The organism is Aequorivita antarctica, from assembly GCF_007997155.1.
In the GTDB taxonomy this organism is placed as follows: Bacteria; Bacteroidota; Bacteroidia; order Flavobacteriales; family Flavobacteriaceae; genus Aequorivita; species Aequorivita antarctica.
Window position 1 is genome coordinate 499,114 of record NZ_VORT01000001.1, and the last position, 19,730, is coordinate 518,843.

Genomic DNA, 19,730 nt, shown 5'->3' on the forward strand with positions numbered 1-19,730 from the left:
TAATGACCAAAACCTTTCTTTCATATAACAATATTTTCAGCAACCTTGGTTTTGACAGTGAAACGGTTGTGGAAAATATCTCGAGAGGAAACTCTGGACTTGAAAAATTTAATGACCCTTCTCTTTTACCCGAACCTTTTTGTGCGTCAATAATTTCTTCTGAAAAAGTTGAGAATGAATTCAACAAAATCGGAACTGCTTCAAAATATACTAAACTGGAACAAATGATGATTCTTTCATTGAAAAGGGTTGTTGATGCTTCAACAGTTTCTTTGGATGAAAAAGTGGGATTGATAATTTCAACAACAAAAGGAAATATAGACGTCCTTGAAAAGGAAAGTAATTTTCCCGAAAGCCGTGCTTATTTAAGCGAACTGGGCAAGACAATCCAGAACTATTTTGGCTTTAAAAATGAAGCAATTGTTCTTTCAAATGCATGTGTTTCGGGAGTTTTGGCAATTTCAGCAGCAAAGCGATTTATTTCGGAAGGAAAATATGATCACGTCTTTATAACCAGTGGCGATTTGGTTTCAAAATTCATTCTTTCGGGTTTCAATTCATTTCAGGCCTTATCAGCAGAACCTTGCAAACCCTATGACAAAAATCGTGTTGGGATCAACTTGGGAGAAGTGGCGGCAAGCATTTTGGTTACTTCTTCCACAGAAAATCTTCCGAAGGAAGCCGTCGAAATCTATGGTGACGCAACTTGCAATGACGCAAACCATATCTCTGGTCCATCGCGAACTGGCGAAGGACTCTTCAGAAGTGTAAAATCAGCCTTGAAAGAAGCAAATTTGGATGCTTCACAAATAGATTATATCTCCGCCCATGGAACGGCCACCCCTTTCAATGATGAAATGGAGGCCATTGCTTTCAGCAGATTGGAAATGGAAGATGTTCCGCTCAATAGTTTAAAAGGTTACTTTGGTCACACTTTGGGCGCTTCGGGTTTGCTGGAAACTATTGTGGGAATGTGTTTTATGGAGAAAAATATTCTTTTTTCTTCCAAAGGATTTTCCGACCTTGGCGTCTCAAAAGGAATAAATATCATTAAAGATAACACATCAAAAAAAATGCAAATCTTTTTGAAAACCGCCTCAGGATTTGGAGGTTGCAACACCGCAGTGATTTTAAGAAAAGCAAACAACTAACCAATTACAAATGTCAAATTCAACTAAAAAAATGAATGCCGTTGAAGCTTTGGAAGAAGCCCACCGGATTGCCTTTGCACCTTTTGTCTTTCAAGCTTCGGTATCACTTCGGAAACTGGGAATACTCAATTATATTTTTGACCAACGCGATAAAGGTGGCCCTACCGTTGAAGAAATTTCTGAAAAACTTTTACTCAGCCTTTATGGCGTAGGAGTATTGCTTGAAATTGCAGAAACCTCCAATATTGTTTGTAAAAATGATGAAAATCAATACGAGCTCACAAAAGTGGGTTATTTCTTGAATTATAACACAACGGCTGGCGTGAACCTTAATTTTGCTAACGATGTTTGTTACAAAGGTCTCTTTCATTTGAACGACTCTATCAAAAATGGTAAGCCTGAGGGATTAAAAGAACTTGGACAATGGAGCACTATTTATGAAGGGCTTTCCCAGCTAAAGCCAAACGAGCAAAAATCTTGGTTTGATTTTGACCATCATTATTCCGATGATGTTTTTGGAGAAGCTTTAGAAAAGATATTTGAAAGAAAACCGAAAACACTTTTCGATGTTGGTGGAAATACGGGCAAGTTTTCCATTAAATGTTGCAGTTTTAATGAAGATGTTAATGTGAAAATAGTTGATTTGCCAGGACAATTGAATATGGCTATGGCCAATGCCGAAAGCAACGGTTTTAAAGATAGAATTTCTGGCCACGCCATTGATTGGCTTTCTGAAAGCCCTCAAATCCCGAATGGTGCAGACCTTATCTGGATGTGCCAGTTTTTGGATTGTTTTTCTGAAGATGAAATAGTAAAGATTTTGAGCACTTGCGCGGAATCTATGGAAGACAATGCCGAATTGATAATTGTTGAAACCTTTACAGACAGACAGGCATTTCGTGCTTCGCAATTTATATTGGAAGCCACTTCGCTTTATTTTACGGTACTTGCAAACGGAAACAGCAAAATGTATCCAGCCAGCGTTTTTATAAGATTGATTGATAAAGCAGGTTTGCAACTTCAGGAAGATATCCAACTTGGGGAATACCACACCATGCTGGTTTGTAAAAAGAAGTAATATTTTGTCTGAAATTTTTCACATAAAAAGTTATTGCAATATAAAAAACCAGACCGTTTCGGTGAATGGAGAATTACTTTTTAGTGATAATGCAGAAGATTTTCCGGCATTTATAAAGAAAGTATATAATTTTTTTAAAACAGATTATTCAAAGTTTTTCAAAATGGATAATCTCAGCAAACTCGCATTTTTGGCGGCTGATATTTTGCTGAAAAATGAAGGCTTAAACGAAGAAGAAAATAATATAGCCCTCGTTTTTTCAAATAAAGCTTCCAGTTTGGACACAGACAGGAAACACCAAGCTGCAATTGAAAACGAAGAAGAATACTTCCCCAGTCCGGCGGTTTTTGTTTACACACTGCCAAATATATGTTTGGGCGAGATAAGTATTAAACACAGGCTGTATTCTGAAAATAGTTTTTTTATCTTTGATCGCTTTAACGCTGAACATATACAACTTTACGCCAACAGTTTATTGCGAAACAAAAAGGCTGAAAAAGTACTTTGTGGTTGGGTAGATTTTGATGAAAATAGCTACGATGCCTTTCTCTATCTCGTTGAAAAGGAAGGTAAAATTGAACATAAAACGGAAGAAATAACCAGATTATACAACACATTATGAGCGAATTAAAAGAAGAATTGAAAGCAAAAATCATAGAACAGTTGAACCTTGAAGATGTTTCAGTGGCAGACATTGCAGATGATGACGCACTTTTTGGTGATGGTCTTAGCTTGGATTCCATTGATGCTTTAGAACTTATCGTGATGCTAGATAAAGATTACGGCATCCGCTTAAGTGACCCAAAAGAAGGTAGAAAGATTTTTGAATCTGTTCAGGTAATGGCAGATTATATTAAAGAACACCGCACGAAGTAATTTTTGGGTGTCAGGCTGAACTTGTCGAAGCCTATTTATTTTTCACAAAATCTCAGTTAATTTTAAATGAGCAAAGGCGTAGCCATAACCGGAATGGGTATAATTTCTGCCATTGGCAACAATGTGGCGGAAAACTATGATGCACTCATAAACGCTAGAAAAGGCATCACTCGAGTTGACAATGTTGAAACCATTCAGCGGAGCGAAATTATGGTGGGTGAAGTGAAATTCACAAATGACCAATTGATTGCCCAACTAAACCTTCCGACTTCAAACAACTATTCCCGTACCGCAATGCTCGGAGCTATCGCCGCAAAAGAAGCGATTGCCGATGCAGGAATTACCGATATCAAAAAATATAAAACAGGAATTATCTCGGGCACCAGCGTGGGCGGAATGGATATGACCGAAAAATATTATTACGAATACCTTACCGAAAAAGCTCCGCAAAAATATATTGAAAGCCATCATGCAGGCGATTCCACCCAAAAAATCGCAGAGCAATTGGGTCTTGAAGAAAGCTTGGTAACTACTATTAGTACTGCTTGTTCTTCGGCTGCCAACGCTATAATGCTTGGTGCACGATTAATAAAATCAGGCAAACTTGACAGAGTTTTGGTCGGCGGTGCAGATTGTCTTTCAAAGTTTACTATCAACGGTTTTAAAACTTTGATGATTTTAAGCGATACTTTCAACACTCCTTTTGACGAAAACCGAAAAGGTTTGAATCTAGGTGAAGCCGCCGCATTCCTCGTCTTGGAAAGTGATGAAGTGGTAAAAGCCGAAAACAAAAAAGTACTTGCATACGTAAAAGGATATGGAAACGCCAACGATGCTTTCCACCAAACCGCTTCTTCAGATGATGGCGATGGCGCAACCTTGGCGATGGAAAAAGCATTGAAAGTTGCAAATCTAAAAGCTTCTGAAATAGATTACATAAACGCGCACGGAACTGCAACGGGTAATAACGACCTATCGGAAGGCAGGGCAATACTTCGTGTTTTTGGAGAAGAAATTCCCGAATTCAGTTCAACAAAAGCATACACCGGTCACACTTTGGCAGCCGCTGGTGCAATTGAGGCGGTTTATTCCGTTTTGGCATTGCGACACAACGTGATTTTTCCAAACCTTAATTTTAAAACCCCTATGAAGGAGTTTTCAATGAATCCACAAACAGAATTGAAGGAAAAAGAATTGAACACGGTTCTCTCAAATTCACTCGGTTTTGGCGGGAATTGTTCCACCGTAATATTTTCAAAAGAAGCCTAATGAAGAAGGTTTATATAAATAGCATCGCTTCCATTTCGCCTCAAAAAACCTTTGACAATAATTTATTTTTGGATGAAATTACTGATTATAATAACACAGTGATTTTTGCCCAAGATCCAGATTACAAACAATATATTCCACCAGCTGCTGCCCGTAGAATGGCCAAAGGCATAAAAATGGGCGTCGTTGCTTCCAAAATAGCAATGGATGAAGCAGGAATAGAAACCGTAGATGCCATTATTACCGGAACGGGAATGGGCTGTATGATTGATTCGGAGAAATTTGTGAGTGCCATTATTGACAATAACGAACAATATTTAACGCCAACATCTTTCATTCAAAGTACCCACAATACGGTTGCCGGGCAGATTGCTTTAGGGATGGAATGTAAAGCTTATAATTTTACCTATGTTCATTCCGCGATTTCGTTTGAATCTGCTTTACTCGACGCCAAAATGCAACTTGAAAATGACGAAGCACAACATATTTTAGTAGGTGGTGTAGAAGAATTGGGAGCGCATACCACAAAAGTTCACCGAACGATAAACCATATAAAACCTGAAGCTGTAACTATTTCCGAAATTTTAAATTCCAAAACTGAAGGGGCGGTTTTCAGTGAAGGAGCAAATTTCTTTGTGGTTTCCAATGAAAAAAAGGAAAGTTGTTATGCCGAATTAGTTGCTGTTGAAACTTTTAATACACTAAAAAAAGAAAAGGTTTCTGAAACCATCGAGAGTTTTTTGGAAGGAAATAATTTAAAAGCTGCCGACATCGATGTTATAGTATTTGGAAATAACGGCGATGTGGATTTTGACGATTTTTACAACCAACTTTCTGAAGGGATTTTCAATAAAACACAGCAGGTTTTTTACAAGCATTTGGTTGGCGAAAACAATACCATTTCCGCTTTTGGGGTTTGGCTGGCTTGCAAAATTTTGAAAACCCAATCCATTCCCGAAATTGTAAAAATCAACGAAATTAAAACTTCGGAAGTCAAAACGGTTCTTTGCTACAACCAATATCGCGGCCAGAACCACAGCCTTTTATTACTAAAGAAATGTTGAAGTTCTACACCATAAACGCGCTGGCTTTGGTAATATTTTCATTATTGCTGCTTGCGGGGTTTTTTGGTGATGTTCCGGCTTGGCTTTACGTTTTGTTTGTGCTAATATGGTTTATAATTACAGCTATAGGCTCCTTTCAGGTTAAATGGAACTATCATCTTCATTCCTTTAATCACAACTACAAGATTTCAGAAAATTTAATTTCAATCACTTTTGATGATGGTCCAAACCCAGAATTCACACCAAAAGTTTTATCACTTCTGAAAAAACACCAAGCAAAAGCTACTTTTTTTTTAATAGGAAAGAAGGTAGAAAAGTATCCTGATTTGGTTCGGCAAATTTTAACGGAAGGCCATACTATCGCTAATCATTCGTATTCACATTCTAAAAATTTTGGATTTTTCTCTGCTGAAAAAATTGCTACGGAATTAATGCAAACCAATTCACTATTGAAAGAAATCACTGGAAAAGAATTAAAATTGTTTCGCCCGCCTTTCGGTGTAACCAATCCAAACATCAAAAAAGCATTGCGAAGAACCGGTCATCAGTCTATTGGATGGAGCAAGCGAAGCTATGATACGACAAACATTTCTGAAGAAAAAATCTTAAAGAGAATAACTTCTAATTTGAAAAAGGGCGATATCATCCTACTCCACGATAGCAGCGCAAAAACCGTTGCCGTATTGGAACAGTTATTGCTATTTTTGCAATCGCACAAATTGCAGTCGGTTCAAGTGGACCGCTTGCTTGAAATGGAAGCTTATGCGTAATTATTGTTTATTGTTATTTTTAATTTTTATTGGCGGTTCTATTCAAGCGCAGGAAAGTGCAATGAATAGTACTGAAATTACTTCTTTTAAAGAAAAAGTAATCGCCACAGCAAAAACCACCAAAACCATAAACACCGATTTTTTGCAGTATAAACATCTCGATTTTTTGGCTGACGACGTAAAAACTTCGGGTACGATGGTCTTTAAAGCACCAAATTTGGTAAAATGGGAATACACAAATCCCTATCAATACAGCGTGATATTTAAGGAAGACCAACTGCTCATAAACGATGGTGGTACCAAAAGCAAAGTAGATATCGGCAACAGTAAACTCTTTAAAAAGTTGAACCAGTTGATTGTGAACAGCGTAAAAGGCAATATGTTCAACGATGCCGATTTTACTGTTTCTTTCTTTAAATCTTCAAAATATAACAAAGCGGTTTTTATTCCGAAAGACAAGAAAATAGCTGGTTACATTGCTTCTTTTGAGTTGCTTTTCAATAAAAACGATGCGCAAGTTTATGAAGTGAAAATGGTGGAGCCCTCGCAGGATTTTACCCGTATCATTTTCAGCAACCGCACATTAAACAGCCCAATTAATGATTCGGTTTTTAGTAATTAGCCTGTTGGCTTGCTCCATTTTAGTTTCGTGTTCTTTAAAGACTACGGAGGGTTTGCGGCAAGTGCATTTTAATAAATCGGATGTTGAAAACCCTTATTTTTCAAACTCTGAAATTGATTATGTTTATAAGGCGAAGATTGCCGTTTACGGGAAAAACTTTGGTGGAATTTTAATTATAAAGAAGACAGGCCCCGAAAGTCACCGAGTGGTATTTACAACCGAATTTGGCAGTAAACTGTTTGATTTTCAGTTTGAAGGCAATACTTTTACTAAGAATTTTGTAGTGGAGGATTTGGATAAAAAATTCATCATCAACATTTTAAAGGATGACTTTATGCTGTTGGTAAACGAAAGTGCAACGGTTTTGGCAGTGTATCAATCTAATAATGAAAGAGTTTACAAAACGCAATCAGATGAAAGATTCAATTTTTATTTTTTGGAAGACACGTCCGAAAAGCTTGAAAAAATTGTAAACACCTCTAAAACAAAAGAAAAAGTTGAAATTGATTTTACTTCTTCCGAAGAAAATATTGCAGAAACAATTGCCATAAAGCACAACAATATCAAGTTGGAAATCGACCTGAAGAAATTTAAAGAATAACAGTATGCTAATAGAAGGATTATACAGCCTAAGTGAAACCGAAACCACTCCTGAAGGGGTTTTGGCAAAGGTTCATTTAAATAAAGACCACGCGATTTTCAAAGGCCATTTCCCAGGAAACCCTGTGATGCCAGGTGTTTGTATGATTCAGATTATAAAAGAACTCACCGAGAAATCAACTGGGAAAAAGTTGTTTTTGGCCGTTTCATCAAACATTAAATTTATGGCGATCATTAATCCGGAAAAGAACCCTGACTTGCAACTGACCATTGATATTAAGGAGGAAAACGGCGAAGTGAAAGTGAAAAATACCACGTCTTATAAAGATATCGTGGCATTAAAGTTGAACGCTACTTTTAAAATTCTTGATTGATGAAATACCTTTTTATTATAGCGCTTCTTGTCTCTTTTGTTGGAAATGCGCAGGATTTGAAAGAAATCCGCTCGTCATATCCAAAAGCAGCAGGAAGTACTGAGATCACGACCAACCTTGACGAGAATCTTGCAAATATTACTTCCTCTGATAAACCTGTTTTACTGGCTTACCGAGGAGCAGTTTTGACTTTAAAAGCAAAATTCGCAAAATCAAGAAGCGAAAAAAAGGATTTTTTCAAAGAAGGCGTTTCCTTAATTGAAAGCGCAATAAAAACAGAGCCTTCAAATATTGAAATCCATTACATTCGTATGAGCGTTCAGGAAAATTCACCCCGATTTTTGGGCTATCATAAAAATATTGAAGATGACAAGCGGTTTCTTTTGGACAACTATGCAGCAGTTTCTTCAAAAGAGTTAAAAAGTGTAATTAAGGATTTTGTGTTGAAATCTGAAAACTTTGATGAATCTGAAAAAAAATCTATCCAATAATTTTCATCAAATAAATCCTCATCAAGACCTACTACTGTTATTTTTTTAATATTTTACCATTCTTTTAACACTTGTAGATTCTAAGAGTCATAAGTTTTTTAAATCGCTGTCAATGAGTAAATTATTGTTCCCTCTTTTATTAGTCACAGCTTTTTGTGTGGCACAAAAAAATTCTGACCCCACTCCTGAAGAATTAAATGAAGCAAAAATTCTAAAAATTCAATATCCAAACGATGATCTTGTATTTTTGGAAAGTAAAGATTATGTGACTTTCGATTTTAAAAAGGATAATCGCCAGGTTTCTGTAAAACAAGAAATTAACGAGGAGATATTGAACATTTCTTCTCGAACCGATATTCAAAAGCATATATTTTATGATGGACAATCTGAAGTAAGCAATTTTGCTTTAAAGTATAGGAATAAAAAAAGCGCCTATTTTCAAGTAAAAGATGAGGCTTATACTGTAGAAGAATATTTTTTCAATGATGCACGCGTAAAATACGCAAGTATTGATTTTCCAGTTCAAGGGTATAAATATTATTTTGAAGCCTCAAAAAAAATATTCGATATAAAATATTTTACCTCCCTCTATTTTACAGACGTTTACCCAATTAGTAAAAAGGAAATCACTTTAGTCGTGCCCAAATGGCTAAATCTTGAGATTAAGGAAATGAATTTTGAAGGATTTCAGATTTCAAAAACCATCACTTTTGATGAGAAACAAAACGCAGATGTAATAAAATATTCAGTCTCTGGTTTGGATGCTGTTTATAAAGAAGAACAATCGCCTGGACCTAGTTATATTTATCCACATTTGTTGATTTTGGCAAAATCATATACAAATGAAGGGGAGAGCTATACCTTGTTCAATGAAACCAAGGACTTGTATAATTGGTACAAATCATTGGTTGATTCTATGAAAGATGATTCTTCCTTTTTGAAGGAAAAGGTTGCGGAGCTTACTGCAAATGCCAAAACGGATGAAGAAAAAATCAAGAATATTTACTACTGGATTCAAGACAATATTCGTTACATAGCTTTTGAAGACGGACTGGCGGGTTTTAAGCCCGATGAATCTCAAAATGTATTCAAAAAAAGATATGGTGACTGTAAAGGAATGGCAAATCTTACCAAACAAATGCTTAATGAAGCTGGTTTTGACGCTCGTTTAACTTGGCTAGGCACTAAAAGAATTGCCTATGATTATTCAATCCCTTCACTCTCTGTTGACAATCATATGATCTGTACTGTTTTTTATAATGGAGAAAAAATGTTTTTGGACGGTACCGAAAAATTCAACCCTTATGGCGAATATGCGGAGCGTATTCAAGGCAAGCAAGTAATGATTGAAGATGGAGATTCTTTTATATTGGAAACTGTTCCAATTGTAGCCCCAGAGACAAATAAAGAAACCCATATTTTTAATGCCAAAATCAATAATAATGCTCTGGAAGGAAATGTTTCGCTCACGTATTCAGGTGAAAGTAGGGCTTCATTCCTGTACGTTTTTAATAATTTAAGAACGGAAATGAAAAACGAAGCTTTAGAATATTATTTAAAAAGGGCAGACAGGAACATGTCCGTAAATAATATTGAAACTTCAGATTTGGAAAACCGTGATGATCAACTTTCCATAGATTTTAATTTAAAACAAGACAACGCTGTTTCTTCTTTTGATGATGAAATCTATATAAACCTAGATTATAATCAGGAATATGGCAAATGGCTCTTTAACGAGCGAAATACAGATTATGAATTTGCACATAAGGAATACCTGTCTTCAGAAATAAACCTTGAACTTCCCAAAGGATACAAAATAACCGATTTACCCGAAGGAATTGATGTTAACACAAAAAATTATAAAATTTTTGTAGATTTTGAAATTACTGACAACGTGCTTCATTATAAAAAGATATTCGTGATGAAAAATGCCGTTGTAAAAAAGTCGAATTTTAAAGAATGGAACGAAACTATTAAAAGCCTTCAGTCCATTTACAATCAACAAATAATTCTTGTAAAAGACTAAATCTTATTTTACCTAACCACTACTTATTATGATTAAAAAAATATTTGGCATTACCTTTTTTGTGCTATTCTCGATTACTGCAATTTCACAATCGAAAAAGACACTTGAAAAGCAAGAAGAAATAAAAAATCTGGTGTGGAATGATAATGATCCGTACAAAAATGTGATGGATATTCCCGAAAATTGGAAAAATGAATCTGCTGTGTTTCTTGTAAAAAACATCAAATATATCTACAACAGACCTGGCAATAGCATTGAATATACCAAAATAGAAAGAGACAGAATAAAACTTTTGGATCAAGCTGCTATTTCGGAATATTCAGAATTAAAGTATACCGAAGGAAACGTTTTTTATAGAGAGATGAGCCGGGTGACAAATACTTTTTTCTTGGGTGTAAAAGTGATAAAGCCCAATGGCGAAGAAATTGAAATAGACGTAAACCAAGAATCTGTTTCCAACAATGAAGAAAAGAAAATAGCAATCCCAGCTTTGGAAAAAGGAGACATTATTGACTATTATTTCTACACAAATACTATTGTGGGTGAAAATGATCTTTACCAATATAAACCAGTAGAAAACACGATAGGAGATGCCTATCCAATCGTCAAATTCGAATTTTTATTGGAAACTGAAGATGACTTCTTTTTAAACTTTAATACATACAACGGCGCACCAAAACTTCAACAAATAGTTGAGCCTACAAAAAAGGATAAAAAAAGAGTCTATTCCTTTGAAGCAGAAAATGTGGAAAGAAATGATTTTCCAAGATGGTTTTTCCCTTTGGTAGAATTGCCTTCTTATAAATTTCAAGTGCTTTTTGCCCGTTCTGGAAAATATCAAAAGAAAGCGTATGCCTTCATCCCTGAAGAGTCAAACACTCTAAAGACAAATGTTTCCAAAGAGGAAATCTTCAACCTCTATGAAGATAAATTTAGACCCTACGGAGATCTTGGCGATGTAGAGCGTTTCTTAAAAAATAAAAATTTTGCCACAAATGAAGAGAAAGTAAAAGAAGTATTCTATTACATACGCCATGCTTATTATACCAACTATGTTGAGGCATTTGTCATGGACGAATCGAACATAATGTACCCTTTTGAACTGTATGGCAAAAACCCCATAATATTCAATAAAGACGAAGAGTTTGTTCGCTTTTTCACGGCTTTCTTGAAAGATAACAAGATAGATTATGAAATTATTATTGGCACCCAACGCTACAATGGCGATATAAAAGATTTGCTCTTGGAAAGCAACATCAGTTTTATTCTGAAAGTAAACGCAGAAAACCCTGTTTACATAGAATATTTTGACGCATATGCAACGCCCAACCAAATATCACCATTGCTTGAAAACACGAAGGCCTACGCATTAAAGGTTGTTGACAGAAAGCATATTGAAGATATTGAAATTGTAAACTTGCCAACCTCCACTTATAAAGAAAACAACTCCATAGAGAAAACAGAGTTGACAATCGCTCCGGATTTTTCAGGTATTTCTATAAACAGATCCTATACATACAATGGTCAAACAAAGATAGATGAGCAAAAAAATATGTTGATGTATTACGATTATGTATATGAAGATCACGCAAAATATGAAACAGAACCTATTCTTGATAGGGTGAGAAACAAAAAGGATAAGGAAAAATACAAAAAGGAGTATGCAGCATTACTTAAAAAACTTAAGGATAAACAACAGGAAAAGATTAAAGAAAGAACTGCTGCTGAATACGCTTTAAAAATTGATAACTATTCCTTCAAAATTTTAAAAAACGGAAGATTTGGAAAAGAAGATTCTTTTGAATATACCGAGGAGTTTACTATCGGCAACGATTTAATTAAAACAGCTGGAAAAAATTACATACTGGACATAGGTAAACTGCTAGTAAGCCAAGTAGATTTGAGCAATAAAGAAAAGGGAAGGACAAACAATATTTATATGAGTTATCCCAGATCCTTCAACTATCAAATAATAGTTAATATTCCAGATGGATTTTCGGTTTCAGGGCTTGAAAACCTTATAAGTAGTGTTGAAAATGAAACAGGTGGTTTTATTAGCAAGGCTTCAATAGATGGAAATAAACTCGTTATAGATATTCAAAAATTCTACAAGAAAAATTATGAGCCCAACGCAAACTGGCAAAAAATGGTAGCTTTTCTGGAGGCTGCTTCCCAGTTTACCCAATCAAAGATTTTATTGAAGAAAGAATAGTATACATATGAAATTTTGCTACCTATTATTATTTTTAACTTTTTCACACACTTTTGCCCAAGATATTATTTATCTAAAAAGTGATAAAAAAATCGACGCTAAAATAATAGAGGCGAATGATGATGGCTTTAAATATAAAAGTCTTCAAAATCCTGACGGACCCGTATATAATGTTACTCGATCTGAAATAAAAGAAATTGTTTTTGAAAATGGCGAAGTTGAAGTTTTCCGAAACGCTCCGCCACCATCCTCGCTTTCTGTCGAGGAAGTAAAGTCAATTATTTTAGAAAAAATAAACAATTACGCCTTTGATGCAAAAAGTGCAAGCCGTCCCTATCAAGCCAGTTTTGAGGGAAATTATCTGAAATTATGGATTATGAGAAGTCGCGGGGAAGAGTTTTACTCCAATCCAGTTTTGTTTGATTTTTCCAGAGCTTATGATTTCCAAGATATTTCATATCGCGCCAATGAAGCTTATATAAATGTATTTGTTGGTTTTCTTGATAAAAAAGGAAAAGTGGACAAAGAGAAATTAGTGATTCGAGTGCTGGAAAAGGAACAAGCCGAAGAAATAGTGACTATTCTCAAAATCTATAATAGATTGCTAGCTGAAAAAAACATTCGGATTGATTAGCATTAAATTCTCTATGTGTTTAATCATTTTCTGAAATTTTGAAACTTATAGTTATAAAACATACTTTTGCCCGAACTAGATTTGTATTTTTATAACATAAGCTACAGACTTTTTTTGCAGATTTTGGAAAAGAATCCTCAATGAACCAGAAACTACTTTCAGAAAAAATCAAAACCCTGAAATGTTGCGTAATTATTCCTACCTACAATAATTACAAAACACTGCAACAGGTTATTGAAGGCGTATTGGTTTACACCGAAGATATTATTGTGGTGAACGATGGTTCCACAGATTCCACTTCTGAAATAGTAGCCCAGTTTCCTCAAATTCAACAAATACATCTTTCAAAAAATATAGGAAAAGGCAATGCACTCCGCCAAGGTTTTCAAAAAGCCTATAGTTTGGGCTATCACTATGCATTGACCATTGACAGTGACGGCCAGCATTTTCCAGAAGATATTCCATTATTTATTGAAGCACTTAAAAAAGATTCAAATAAAGAAATTCTGCTCATCGGTTCACGAAATATGACCCAACAAGGCGTTCCGAAAAAAAGCAGTTTTGGCAACAAATTCTCCAACTTTTGGTTTTGGGTGGAAACGGGAACTCGCTTGCAAGACACACAATCGGGCTTTAGATTATACCCGCTTTTTGCGATGAAAAAGCTGAAATTCTACACCAAAAAATTTGAGTTTGAAATAGAAGCTATCGTAAAGGCCGCATGGAGCGGTATTGAAGTGAAAAATGTCCCAATCCAAATTCATTATGAGCTGGAAGATAGAGTTTCGCATTTCCGTCCTTTCAAAGATTTTACACGAATAAGCATCTTGAATACCTGGTTCGTGCTAGTTACCTTTCTCTATATAAAACCCCGCAACCTTTTCAGAAAACTAAAAAAAAAAGGTCTCAAACGGTTTCTGATGGAAGACCTTTTGAGCAGTGATGACTCTGCTGAAAAAAAGGCATTCTCCATTGCACTAGGCCTTTTCATTGGTCTTTCGCCACTTTGGGGCTTTCACACTGTTGTAGTTATTTTTTTGGCGCTGCTTTTTAATTTAAACAAAGTAATTGCCTTTGCTTTTTCCAACATAAGCATTCCGCCCTTCATTCCGCTGATTCTTTATTTCAGTCTTAAATTGGGCAGTTGGCTGTTGGGTGAAAACTTTGTGCTTTCTATGAGTGAAATTGATCCAAGTATTGAGTTGGTAAAATATTTAAAATCCTATATTGTCGGTAGTTTGGTGCTTTCGGTTACTGCAGCTATTGTTTGCGGTCTTGTGGGCTACCTTTTCTTAACGTTGTTTGAACGTAAAAAGATTCTGGACAATGGGTAAATGGTTTTTCAAAGCATATCAATTTCTGCTTAAAAATAAAATAGGAAGTGCATTTGCATTGCTATTGCTGCTCTTTGGACTTACGGTGCTGGTTTCACAAATTCGTTTTGAAGAAGATATTTCAAAATTGATTCCCGTAAATAGTGAAAATCAGGATTTTCAAAAGGTATTAAAGACCGTCAATTTCACAGACAAGATTATCGTTAACATCCATCGAAATGATTCCTCGGAAGTTGACGAACTTACCCAATATGCCACGGAATTTGTAGACAGTTTACAAATCCATTCTTCACAATACATCAAAAACATCCGTGGAAAAGTAAACGACGACGATTTGTTGCGCACCATGGATTTTGTTTACGAAAACCTGCCGCTTTTTTTGGATAAAGCGGATTATAAAACCATTTCCGGAAAACTTCAAAAGGATAGTATTTCCGCTATTACCGAAGCGAATTACCGAACACTAATATCTCCATCGGGCATTGTTTCAAAAGACATGATTTTGAGAGACCCGCTGGGGCTTTCTTTTATTGCATTAAAGAAATTGAAGCAACTCGGCATTTCGGATGACTTTATTTTGAAAGACGGTTTTCTGGTAAGCAAAAACGAAAAAAATATTTTGCTATTCATCACCCCAAAATTTTCAAGTAGCGAAACTGCCGAAAACTCTAAGTTTGCCGAAGAACTGTACGCACTTCAAAATACACTGAACCAGAAATATTCTGGAAATGTGAGTAGTGAATATTTTGGTGCCGCACTGATTGCTGTTGCCAATGCAGAACAAATTAAAAGCGACATTCAATTTACAGTAGGAATTGCAATGTCCCTGCTTATTTTGGTATTTATCTTTTTCTACAGAAAAATTTACATACCTATCATTTTGTTTGTGCCAACAATTTTTGGCGGTCTATTGGCTGTGGCACTTTTGTATTTGTTTCGTGGAGAGATTTCGGCAATTTCCCTCGGAATTGGCTCGGTATTGCTAGGGGTGACGCTGGATTATTCGTTACATATTTTAACGCACATCCGCAATAATGAAACGCTGGAAAGCCTTTACACAGATGTAACCGAACCAATTTTAATGAGCAGCCTAACAACCGCTTTGGCGTTTTTGTGCCTTCTTTTTTTAGATTCGCAGGCCTTACAGGACTTAGGAATTTTTGCAGCCGTTAGCGTTTTGGGAGCTTCGGTTTTTGCGCTGTTTTTTATTCCGTTGGTTTACAAAAATCCACTTTCGAGAAAACAGCAAATCAATGTTTTGGACAAAGTTGCGGATTATCCATTTCACAAAAACAAATGGTTATTGATAGGTTTGGCGGTGGTTTTGGTCATGAGTATTTTTACATATCCTCGAGTGGAATTCAACAAAGACATTTCAAAGTTAAATTATGAAACAGCGGAAATAAAGGCCGCAATGCAGCATTTGGATGAACTGACCGATATTTCTTCAAAATCGGTCTATCTGGCAACTTACGGTAAGTCGGTTGAAGGTACGCTACAGTTAAACGATTCCATCCACGCAACCTTGGAATTGCTGAAACAAGAAGGAAAAATAAGCAGTTTTAGTTCCATTGGTGCTTTGGTACATTCGCAACGGGATCAAAGCAAAAAAATAAAGGAGTGGAAACAGTTTTGGAGCGAAGCTCGTAAAGACAGCACCGAAGTTAATTTGATTGAAAGCGGGACCGAAAGAGGCTTCAAACCTACAACTTTCAATAGGTTTTACACTTTTTTGGATGAAGATTTCGAAACGCTGAAACCCGAAGATTACCAACAAATTCCTTCGGTTCTTTTGGAAGATTACATCACAACCGAAGCTGATTTTACAACAATCACCACCCTTGTTAAACTAGACGATGAAAATGCTGCGGAAATAAAAAGGGCTTTTAAGGAAATTCCGAATACCCTTGTAATTGACCGTCAAGAAATGAACGAGACATTTTTAGGGAATTTGAAAAACGATTTCAACAGCCTCATTGGGTATTGTTTGCTGGCTGTGCTTTTTATACTTTTTCTCTTCTTCCGAAGTTTTGCTCTAACGCTCGTCACCGCAGTTCCTATATTTCTTACTTGGTTTTTAACTTTGGGAATAATGGGGCTTTTTCACATTCAATTCAATATTTTCAATATTATCATATCCACGTTCATCTTCGGGTTGGGCATTGATTACAGTATATTTATGACCAAAGGCCTGCTAAAGGAACTCCGCATTGGCGAAAAAGTAATGGCCACGCACAAAACTTCCATTATGCTTTCGGTACTGACAACTATTTTGGGCGTTGGCGTTTTAGTTTTCGCAAAGCATCCCGCGCTGTATTCCATCTCCATTGTTTCAATAATTGGAATATTTTCAGCAATGATTACAGCGTTTACAGTACAGCCGTTATTGTTTAGACTTTTTATTGGAAGTCGCACAAAACGTCCAATAACACCTCGAATGTTTGTACATTCTCTTTTTTCCTTCGGCTACTTCGGTTTGGGTGGAATTTGTCTCTCGGTTTATAGTGTAACTTTAATGCCGCTTTTGCCCATCAGCAAAAAAATAAAAATGGGCTGGTTTCATAAAGTGATTTCAAAATTTATGAAATCGGTGCTCTACACCAATCCGTTTGTGAAGAAAAAGATTATCAACACAACGCACGAGGATTTTTCGAAACCTGCCGTAATTATTGCAAACCACACGTCTTTTCTCGATATTTTAGCTGTTGGAATGTTGCATCCAAAGATTTGTTTTTTAGTGAACGATTGGGTTTATAATTCCCCTGTTTTTGGGAAGGCAGTGCAACGCGCAGATTTCTATCCGGTTTCCAGCGGAATTGAAAATAGTTTGGAGCCGCTTCAGAAAAAAATAAAGCAAGGATATTCATTGATGGCTTTTCCCGAAGGAACGCGAAGCCAAAGCAACAAGATTAAGCGTTTTCATAAAGGGGCATTCTATTTAGCGAATGAATTTGATTTAGATATTCTACCCGTTTTGATTCACGGAAACAGTGAGGTGAATCCGAAAGGAAGTTTTATAATAAAAGACGGAAGCATCACGGTTGAAATTTTACCGCGAATAAAAGCCGAAGACATTACTTTTGGTAAAAACCACACACAACAGGCTAAGCAAATTGGCGTATTTTTTAAAAGTGAATTACTAAAACTGCGCGAAAAGATGGAAGGGCCAAAATATTTCCATAAAATCGTTTTGGAGGAATATCGCTATAAAGGCGATACGCTTTACCGAAACGTGAAAAAGGATTTGAAAGAGAATGCTGAAAATTATTTTGAAATCATTCGCCACCTTGAAAAAAGCGGAAACATTGCGCATATTTCTGAAGATTTTGGTCAGCTAGACTTTCTTTTGGCCCTCGATGGTCCCGATCGAAAAATCTTCAGCTTTATTGAAGATGTTGAAACGCGAACCATACTTCAAAATAGCTATATCACCCAAAAATACGGAAGACTTTATTTTAACGATTCTGCTTCGGAAACTTTACTTCCAAACACTGAAATTTTGATTATTTCTTCAGGAAAAAAAGCTTCGGAAGTGATTTCAAAATTGCCTGATTTTTCTATAAAAACGATTGTTTTATTAAAAGAATGTGTTTCTTCACAAACCGAAAATATTAGTACCTTAGGCTATCAAAACGTGTATGTAAATACTAATATTAGTATCTTTAAACCATTGGGAAACACAACAAAATGAGCGAAAAATATGATGTAGTAATCATCGGAAGTGGACTTGGCGGGCTAGTTTCGGCGATTATTCTTGCTAGGGAGGGTTACAGTGTTTGCATACTTGAAAAAAACCAGCAGTTTGGGGGTAACCTACAAACTTTTGTTAGGGACAAAACCATCTTTGATACTGGCGTTCATTACATTGGCGGCCTTTCTGAAGGGCAGAATCTGTATCGATATTTTAAGTATTTGGACATTTTGGATGACATCACTATTAAAAAAATGGACGAGAATGGTTTTGACAGAATCACATTTGACAACGATCCAAAAGAATACTGCCACGCCCAGGGTTATGAAAATTTCAAAAAAACCCTTTTTGATGAATTTCCTGAAGAGGAAAAAGCTATCGATGCCTATTGCCAAAAAATGCTTGATACTTGTAGTTTTTTCCCTCTTTACGGCCTAAAACTTGGAAAGCCTTATTATGAAAACACATCGCTTTTTGAAGTAAGGGCGAAGGAATTTATAGATTCTATAACTGAAAATGAGAAGCTCCGCGCCGTTTTGGGCGGCAGCAACTTGCTTTATGCGGGTGAAGGCGAGCGCACACCCTTTTATATGCACGCGCTTTCAGTAAACTCATATATTGAAAGTTCATACCGTTGTATTAACGGTGGGAGCCAAATAACCAAAGCCTTGCTTGCCCGATTTCGAGAAAAAGGTGGAAAAGCATACAAACGTCACGAGGTAATAAAATTTGAAACCGAAAACGGACTGGTAACTGCCGTGCAAACCGCAAACGGAAAAACCATATACGGCGATATTTTTATTTCAAACGTTGATCCAAAAATGACGCTTGAAATGATTGGGCAGGAAAATTTTAGAAAATCATACGCCAGCCGTATCCAAAATATAGAGAGCACGGTTGCTGCTTTTAGCCTCTATTTGGTGCTAAAACCCAATTGCTTCAAGTATCGAAATTACAATTATTATCATTTTAAAGATTACCGCAGCATTTGGGATGTTCATAATTATACGCAGGAAAGTTGGCCCGAGGCTTATATGCTTTCTATGGGAATAAAAAAGGACATGGAGGAATATGGTGATAATATTACGGTTATGACCTATATGCACTTTGATGAGGTAAAGCCTTGGGCAAACACCTTTAACACAGCTGCACAAAAGAACGATCGTGGGCAGACTTATGAAGAATTCAAAGCTTATAAATCTGAAGTAATTATTAAAGAATTGGAGAAAAAATTTCCTAATATTCGCAATTGTATTGAAGCAGTTTATTCGTCCACTCCGCTGTCATATCGCGATTACATTGGCTGTAACAAAGGCTCAATGTATGGTTATGTGAAAGATGCCAACAACCCTTTAAAATCCTTCGTTTCACCACGCACCAAAATCAAAAACTTGTATTTTACTGGACAAAGTTTGAATATGCACGGCATTTTGGGCGTTACAATTAGTGGTGTGGTTACCTGTTCGGAAATTTTGGGAGGCGAATATTTGCTTAACAAAATATTGGAAGCTACAAAAAAGGAAGAAATAACTTAAAAT

The 19,730-nt window shown here is 36.1% G+C and carries 17 protein-coding genes; all 17 read left to right on the forward strand.

The window, feature by feature from the left end; all coding sequences use genetic code 11:
- Window positions 1-2 precede the first annotated feature (2 nt).
- The 17 genes from ESU54_RS02235 (at window position 3) to ESU54_RS02315 (ending at window position 19,727) form a co-directional block, all read left to right on the forward strand.
- Entirely contained in the window at window positions 3-1,151 is a 1,149-nt protein-coding gene (locus tag ESU54_RS02235; RefSeq protein ID WP_111842748.1) for a beta-ketoacyl synthase N-terminal-like domain-containing protein, read from the forward strand.
- A gap of 10 nt (window positions 1,152-1,161) precedes the next feature.
- Entirely contained in the window at window positions 1,162-2,229 is a 1,068-nt protein-coding gene (locus ESU54_RS02240; protein WP_111842747.1) for a methyltransferase, read from the forward strand.
- 4 nt (window positions 2,230-2,233) lie between these two features.
- Window positions 2,234-2,851, forward strand: coding sequence for a 3-oxoacyl-ACP synthase (locus tag ESU54_RS02245; protein ID WP_111842746.1), 618 nt, complete (start codon window positions 2,234-2,236; stop codon window positions 2,849-2,851).
- A complete protein-coding gene (locus tag ESU54_RS02250) occupies window positions 2,848-3,105 on the forward strand; it encodes a phosphopantetheine-binding protein (protein ID WP_111842745.1) in 258 nt (85 codons plus the stop codon). Before ESU54_RS02245 ends, ESU54_RS02250 begins: the two co-directional genes overlap by 4 nt.
- 66 nt (window positions 3,106-3,171) lie before the next feature.
- The gene (locus ESU54_RS02255) at window positions 3,172-4,374 is read left to right on the forward strand and encodes a beta-ketoacyl-[acyl-carrier-protein] synthase family protein (protein ID WP_111842744.1); all 1,203 of its coding nucleotides are present in this window, start codon (window positions 3,172-3,174) and stop codon (window positions 4,372-4,374) included.
- A complete protein-coding gene (locus ESU54_RS02260) occupies window positions 4,374-5,438 on the forward strand; it encodes a beta-ketoacyl synthase N-terminal-like domain-containing protein (protein ID WP_111842743.1) in 1,065 nt (354 codons plus the stop codon). The genes ESU54_RS02255 and ESU54_RS02260 overlap by 1 nt, the downstream gene beginning before the upstream one ends.
- Entirely contained in the window at window positions 5,432-6,208 is a 777-nt protein-coding gene (locus ESU54_RS02265) for a polysaccharide deacetylase family protein (protein WP_111842742.1), read from the forward strand. The genes ESU54_RS02260 and ESU54_RS02265 overlap by 7 nt, the downstream gene beginning before the upstream one ends.
- Window positions 6,201-6,830, forward strand: a complete 630-nt coding sequence (locus ESU54_RS02270) for an outer membrane lipoprotein carrier protein LolA (RefSeq protein ID WP_111842741.1) — start codon at window positions 6,201-6,203, stop codon at window positions 6,828-6,830. The genes ESU54_RS02265 and ESU54_RS02270 overlap by 8 nt, the downstream gene beginning before the upstream one ends.
- Entirely contained in the window at window positions 6,808-7,431 is a 624-nt protein-coding gene (locus ESU54_RS02275) for a hypothetical protein (protein ID WP_111842740.1), read from the forward strand. Before ESU54_RS02270 ends, ESU54_RS02275 begins: the two co-directional genes overlap by 23 nt.
- A gap of 4 nt (window positions 7,432-7,435) precedes the next feature.
- Entirely contained in the window at window positions 7,436-7,804 is a 369-nt protein-coding gene (locus ESU54_RS02280; protein WP_111842739.1) for a hotdog family protein, read from the forward strand.
- On the forward strand, window positions 7,804-8,295 hold the full coding sequence (locus tag ESU54_RS02285) for a hypothetical protein (protein WP_111842738.1): 492 nt from the start codon (window positions 7,804-7,806) through the stop codon (window positions 8,293-8,295). The genes ESU54_RS02280 and ESU54_RS02285 overlap by 1 nt, the downstream gene beginning before the upstream one ends.
- 112 nt (window positions 8,296-8,407) lie before the next feature.
- On the forward strand, window positions 8,408-10,321 hold the full coding sequence (locus ESU54_RS02290) for a transglutaminase-like domain-containing protein (RefSeq protein WP_111842737.1): 1,914 nt from the start codon (window positions 8,408-8,410) through the stop codon (window positions 10,319-10,321).
- Window positions 10,322-10,349: 28 nt separating this feature from the next.
- Window positions 10,350-12,533: a DUF3857 domain-containing protein gene (locus ESU54_RS02295; protein ID WP_111842736.1), complete on the forward strand. Its 2,184-nt coding sequence runs from the start codon at window positions 10,350-10,352 to the stop codon at window positions 12,531-12,533.
- A gap of 7 nt (window positions 12,534-12,540) precedes the next feature.
- Window positions 12,541-13,167: a hypothetical protein gene (locus ESU54_RS02300; RefSeq protein WP_111842735.1), complete on the forward strand. Its 627-nt coding sequence runs from the start codon at window positions 12,541-12,543 to the stop codon at window positions 13,165-13,167.
- A 140-nt stretch (window positions 13,168-13,307) separates the two neighbouring features.
- Window positions 13,308-14,501, forward strand: a complete 1,194-nt coding sequence (locus ESU54_RS02305) for a DUF2062 domain-containing protein (protein WP_111842734.1) — start codon at window positions 13,308-13,310, stop codon at window positions 14,499-14,501.
- The gene (locus tag ESU54_RS02310; RefSeq protein ID WP_111842733.1) at window positions 14,494-18,192 is read left to right on the forward strand and encodes a 1-acyl-sn-glycerol-3-phosphate acyltransferase; all 3,699 of its coding nucleotides are present in this window, start codon (window positions 14,494-14,496) and stop codon (window positions 18,190-18,192) included. Before ESU54_RS02305 ends, ESU54_RS02310 begins: the two co-directional genes overlap by 8 nt.
- Window positions 18,189-19,727, forward strand: coding sequence for a phytoene desaturase family protein (locus ESU54_RS02315; RefSeq protein ID WP_111842732.1), 1,539 nt, complete (start codon window positions 18,189-18,191; stop codon window positions 19,725-19,727). Before ESU54_RS02310 ends, ESU54_RS02315 begins: the two co-directional genes overlap by 4 nt.
- Window positions 19,728-19,730 lie beyond the last annotated feature (3 nt).

What these genes read in the sequence shown, in the direction of transcription:
- ESU54_RS02295 (WP_111842736.1), top strand. Translation starts at nt 10,350, where the DNA reads ATGATTAAAAAAATATTTGGCATTACCTTTTTTGTGCTATTCTCGATT.
- ESU54_RS02260 (WP_111842743.1), top strand. Translation starts at nt 4,374, where the DNA reads ATGAAGAAGGTTTATATAAATAGCATCGCTTCCATTTCGCCTCAAAAA.
- ESU54_RS02280 (WP_111842739.1), top strand. Translation starts at nt 7,436, where the DNA reads ATGCTAATAGAAGGATTATACAGCCTAAGTGAAACCGAAACCACTCCT.
- ESU54_RS02255 (WP_111842744.1), top strand. Translation starts at nt 3,172, where the DNA reads ATGAGCAAAGGCGTAGCCATAACCGGAATGGGTATAATTTCTGCCATT.
- ESU54_RS02270 (WP_111842741.1), top strand. Translation starts at nt 6,201, where the DNA reads ATGCGTAATTATTGTTTATTGTTATTTTTAATTTTTATTGGCGGTTCT.
- ESU54_RS02235 (WP_111842748.1), top strand. Translation starts at nt 3, where the DNA reads ATGACCAAAACCTTTCTTTCATATAACAATATTTTCAGCAACCTTGGT.
- ESU54_RS02310 (WP_111842733.1), top strand. Translation starts at nt 14,494, where the DNA reads ATGGGTAAATGGTTTTTCAAAGCATATCAATTTCTGCTTAAAAATAAA.
- ESU54_RS02240 (WP_111842747.1), top strand. Translation starts at nt 1,162, where the DNA reads ATGTCAAATTCAACTAAAAAAATGAATGCCGTTGAAGCTTTGGAAGAA.
- ESU54_RS02275 (WP_111842740.1), top strand. Translation starts at nt 6,808, where the DNA reads ATGATTCGGTTTTTAGTAATTAGCCTGTTGGCTTGCTCCATTTTAGTT.
- ESU54_RS02300 (WP_111842735.1), top strand. Translation starts at nt 12,541, where the DNA reads ATGAAATTTTGCTACCTATTATTATTTTTAACTTTTTCACACACTTTT.
- ESU54_RS02265 (WP_111842742.1), top strand. Translation starts at nt 5,432, where the DNA reads ATGTTGAAGTTCTACACCATAAACGCGCTGGCTTTGGTAATATTTTCA.
- ESU54_RS02290 (WP_111842737.1), top strand. Translation starts at nt 8,408, where the DNA reads ATGAGTAAATTATTGTTCCCTCTTTTATTAGTCACAGCTTTTTGTGTG.
- ESU54_RS02285 (WP_111842738.1), top strand. Translation starts at nt 7,804, where the DNA reads ATGAAATACCTTTTTATTATAGCGCTTCTTGTCTCTTTTGTTGGAAAT.
- ESU54_RS02315 (WP_111842732.1), top strand. Translation starts at nt 18,189, where the DNA reads ATGAGCGAAAAATATGATGTAGTAATCATCGGAAGTGGACTTGGCGGG.
- ESU54_RS02250 (WP_111842745.1), top strand. Translation starts at nt 2,848, where the DNA reads ATGAGCGAATTAAAAGAAGAATTGAAAGCAAAAATCATAGAACAGTTG.
- ESU54_RS02305 (WP_111842734.1), top strand. Translation starts at nt 13,308, where the DNA reads ATGAACCAGAAACTACTTTCAGAAAAAATCAAAACCCTGAAATGTTGC.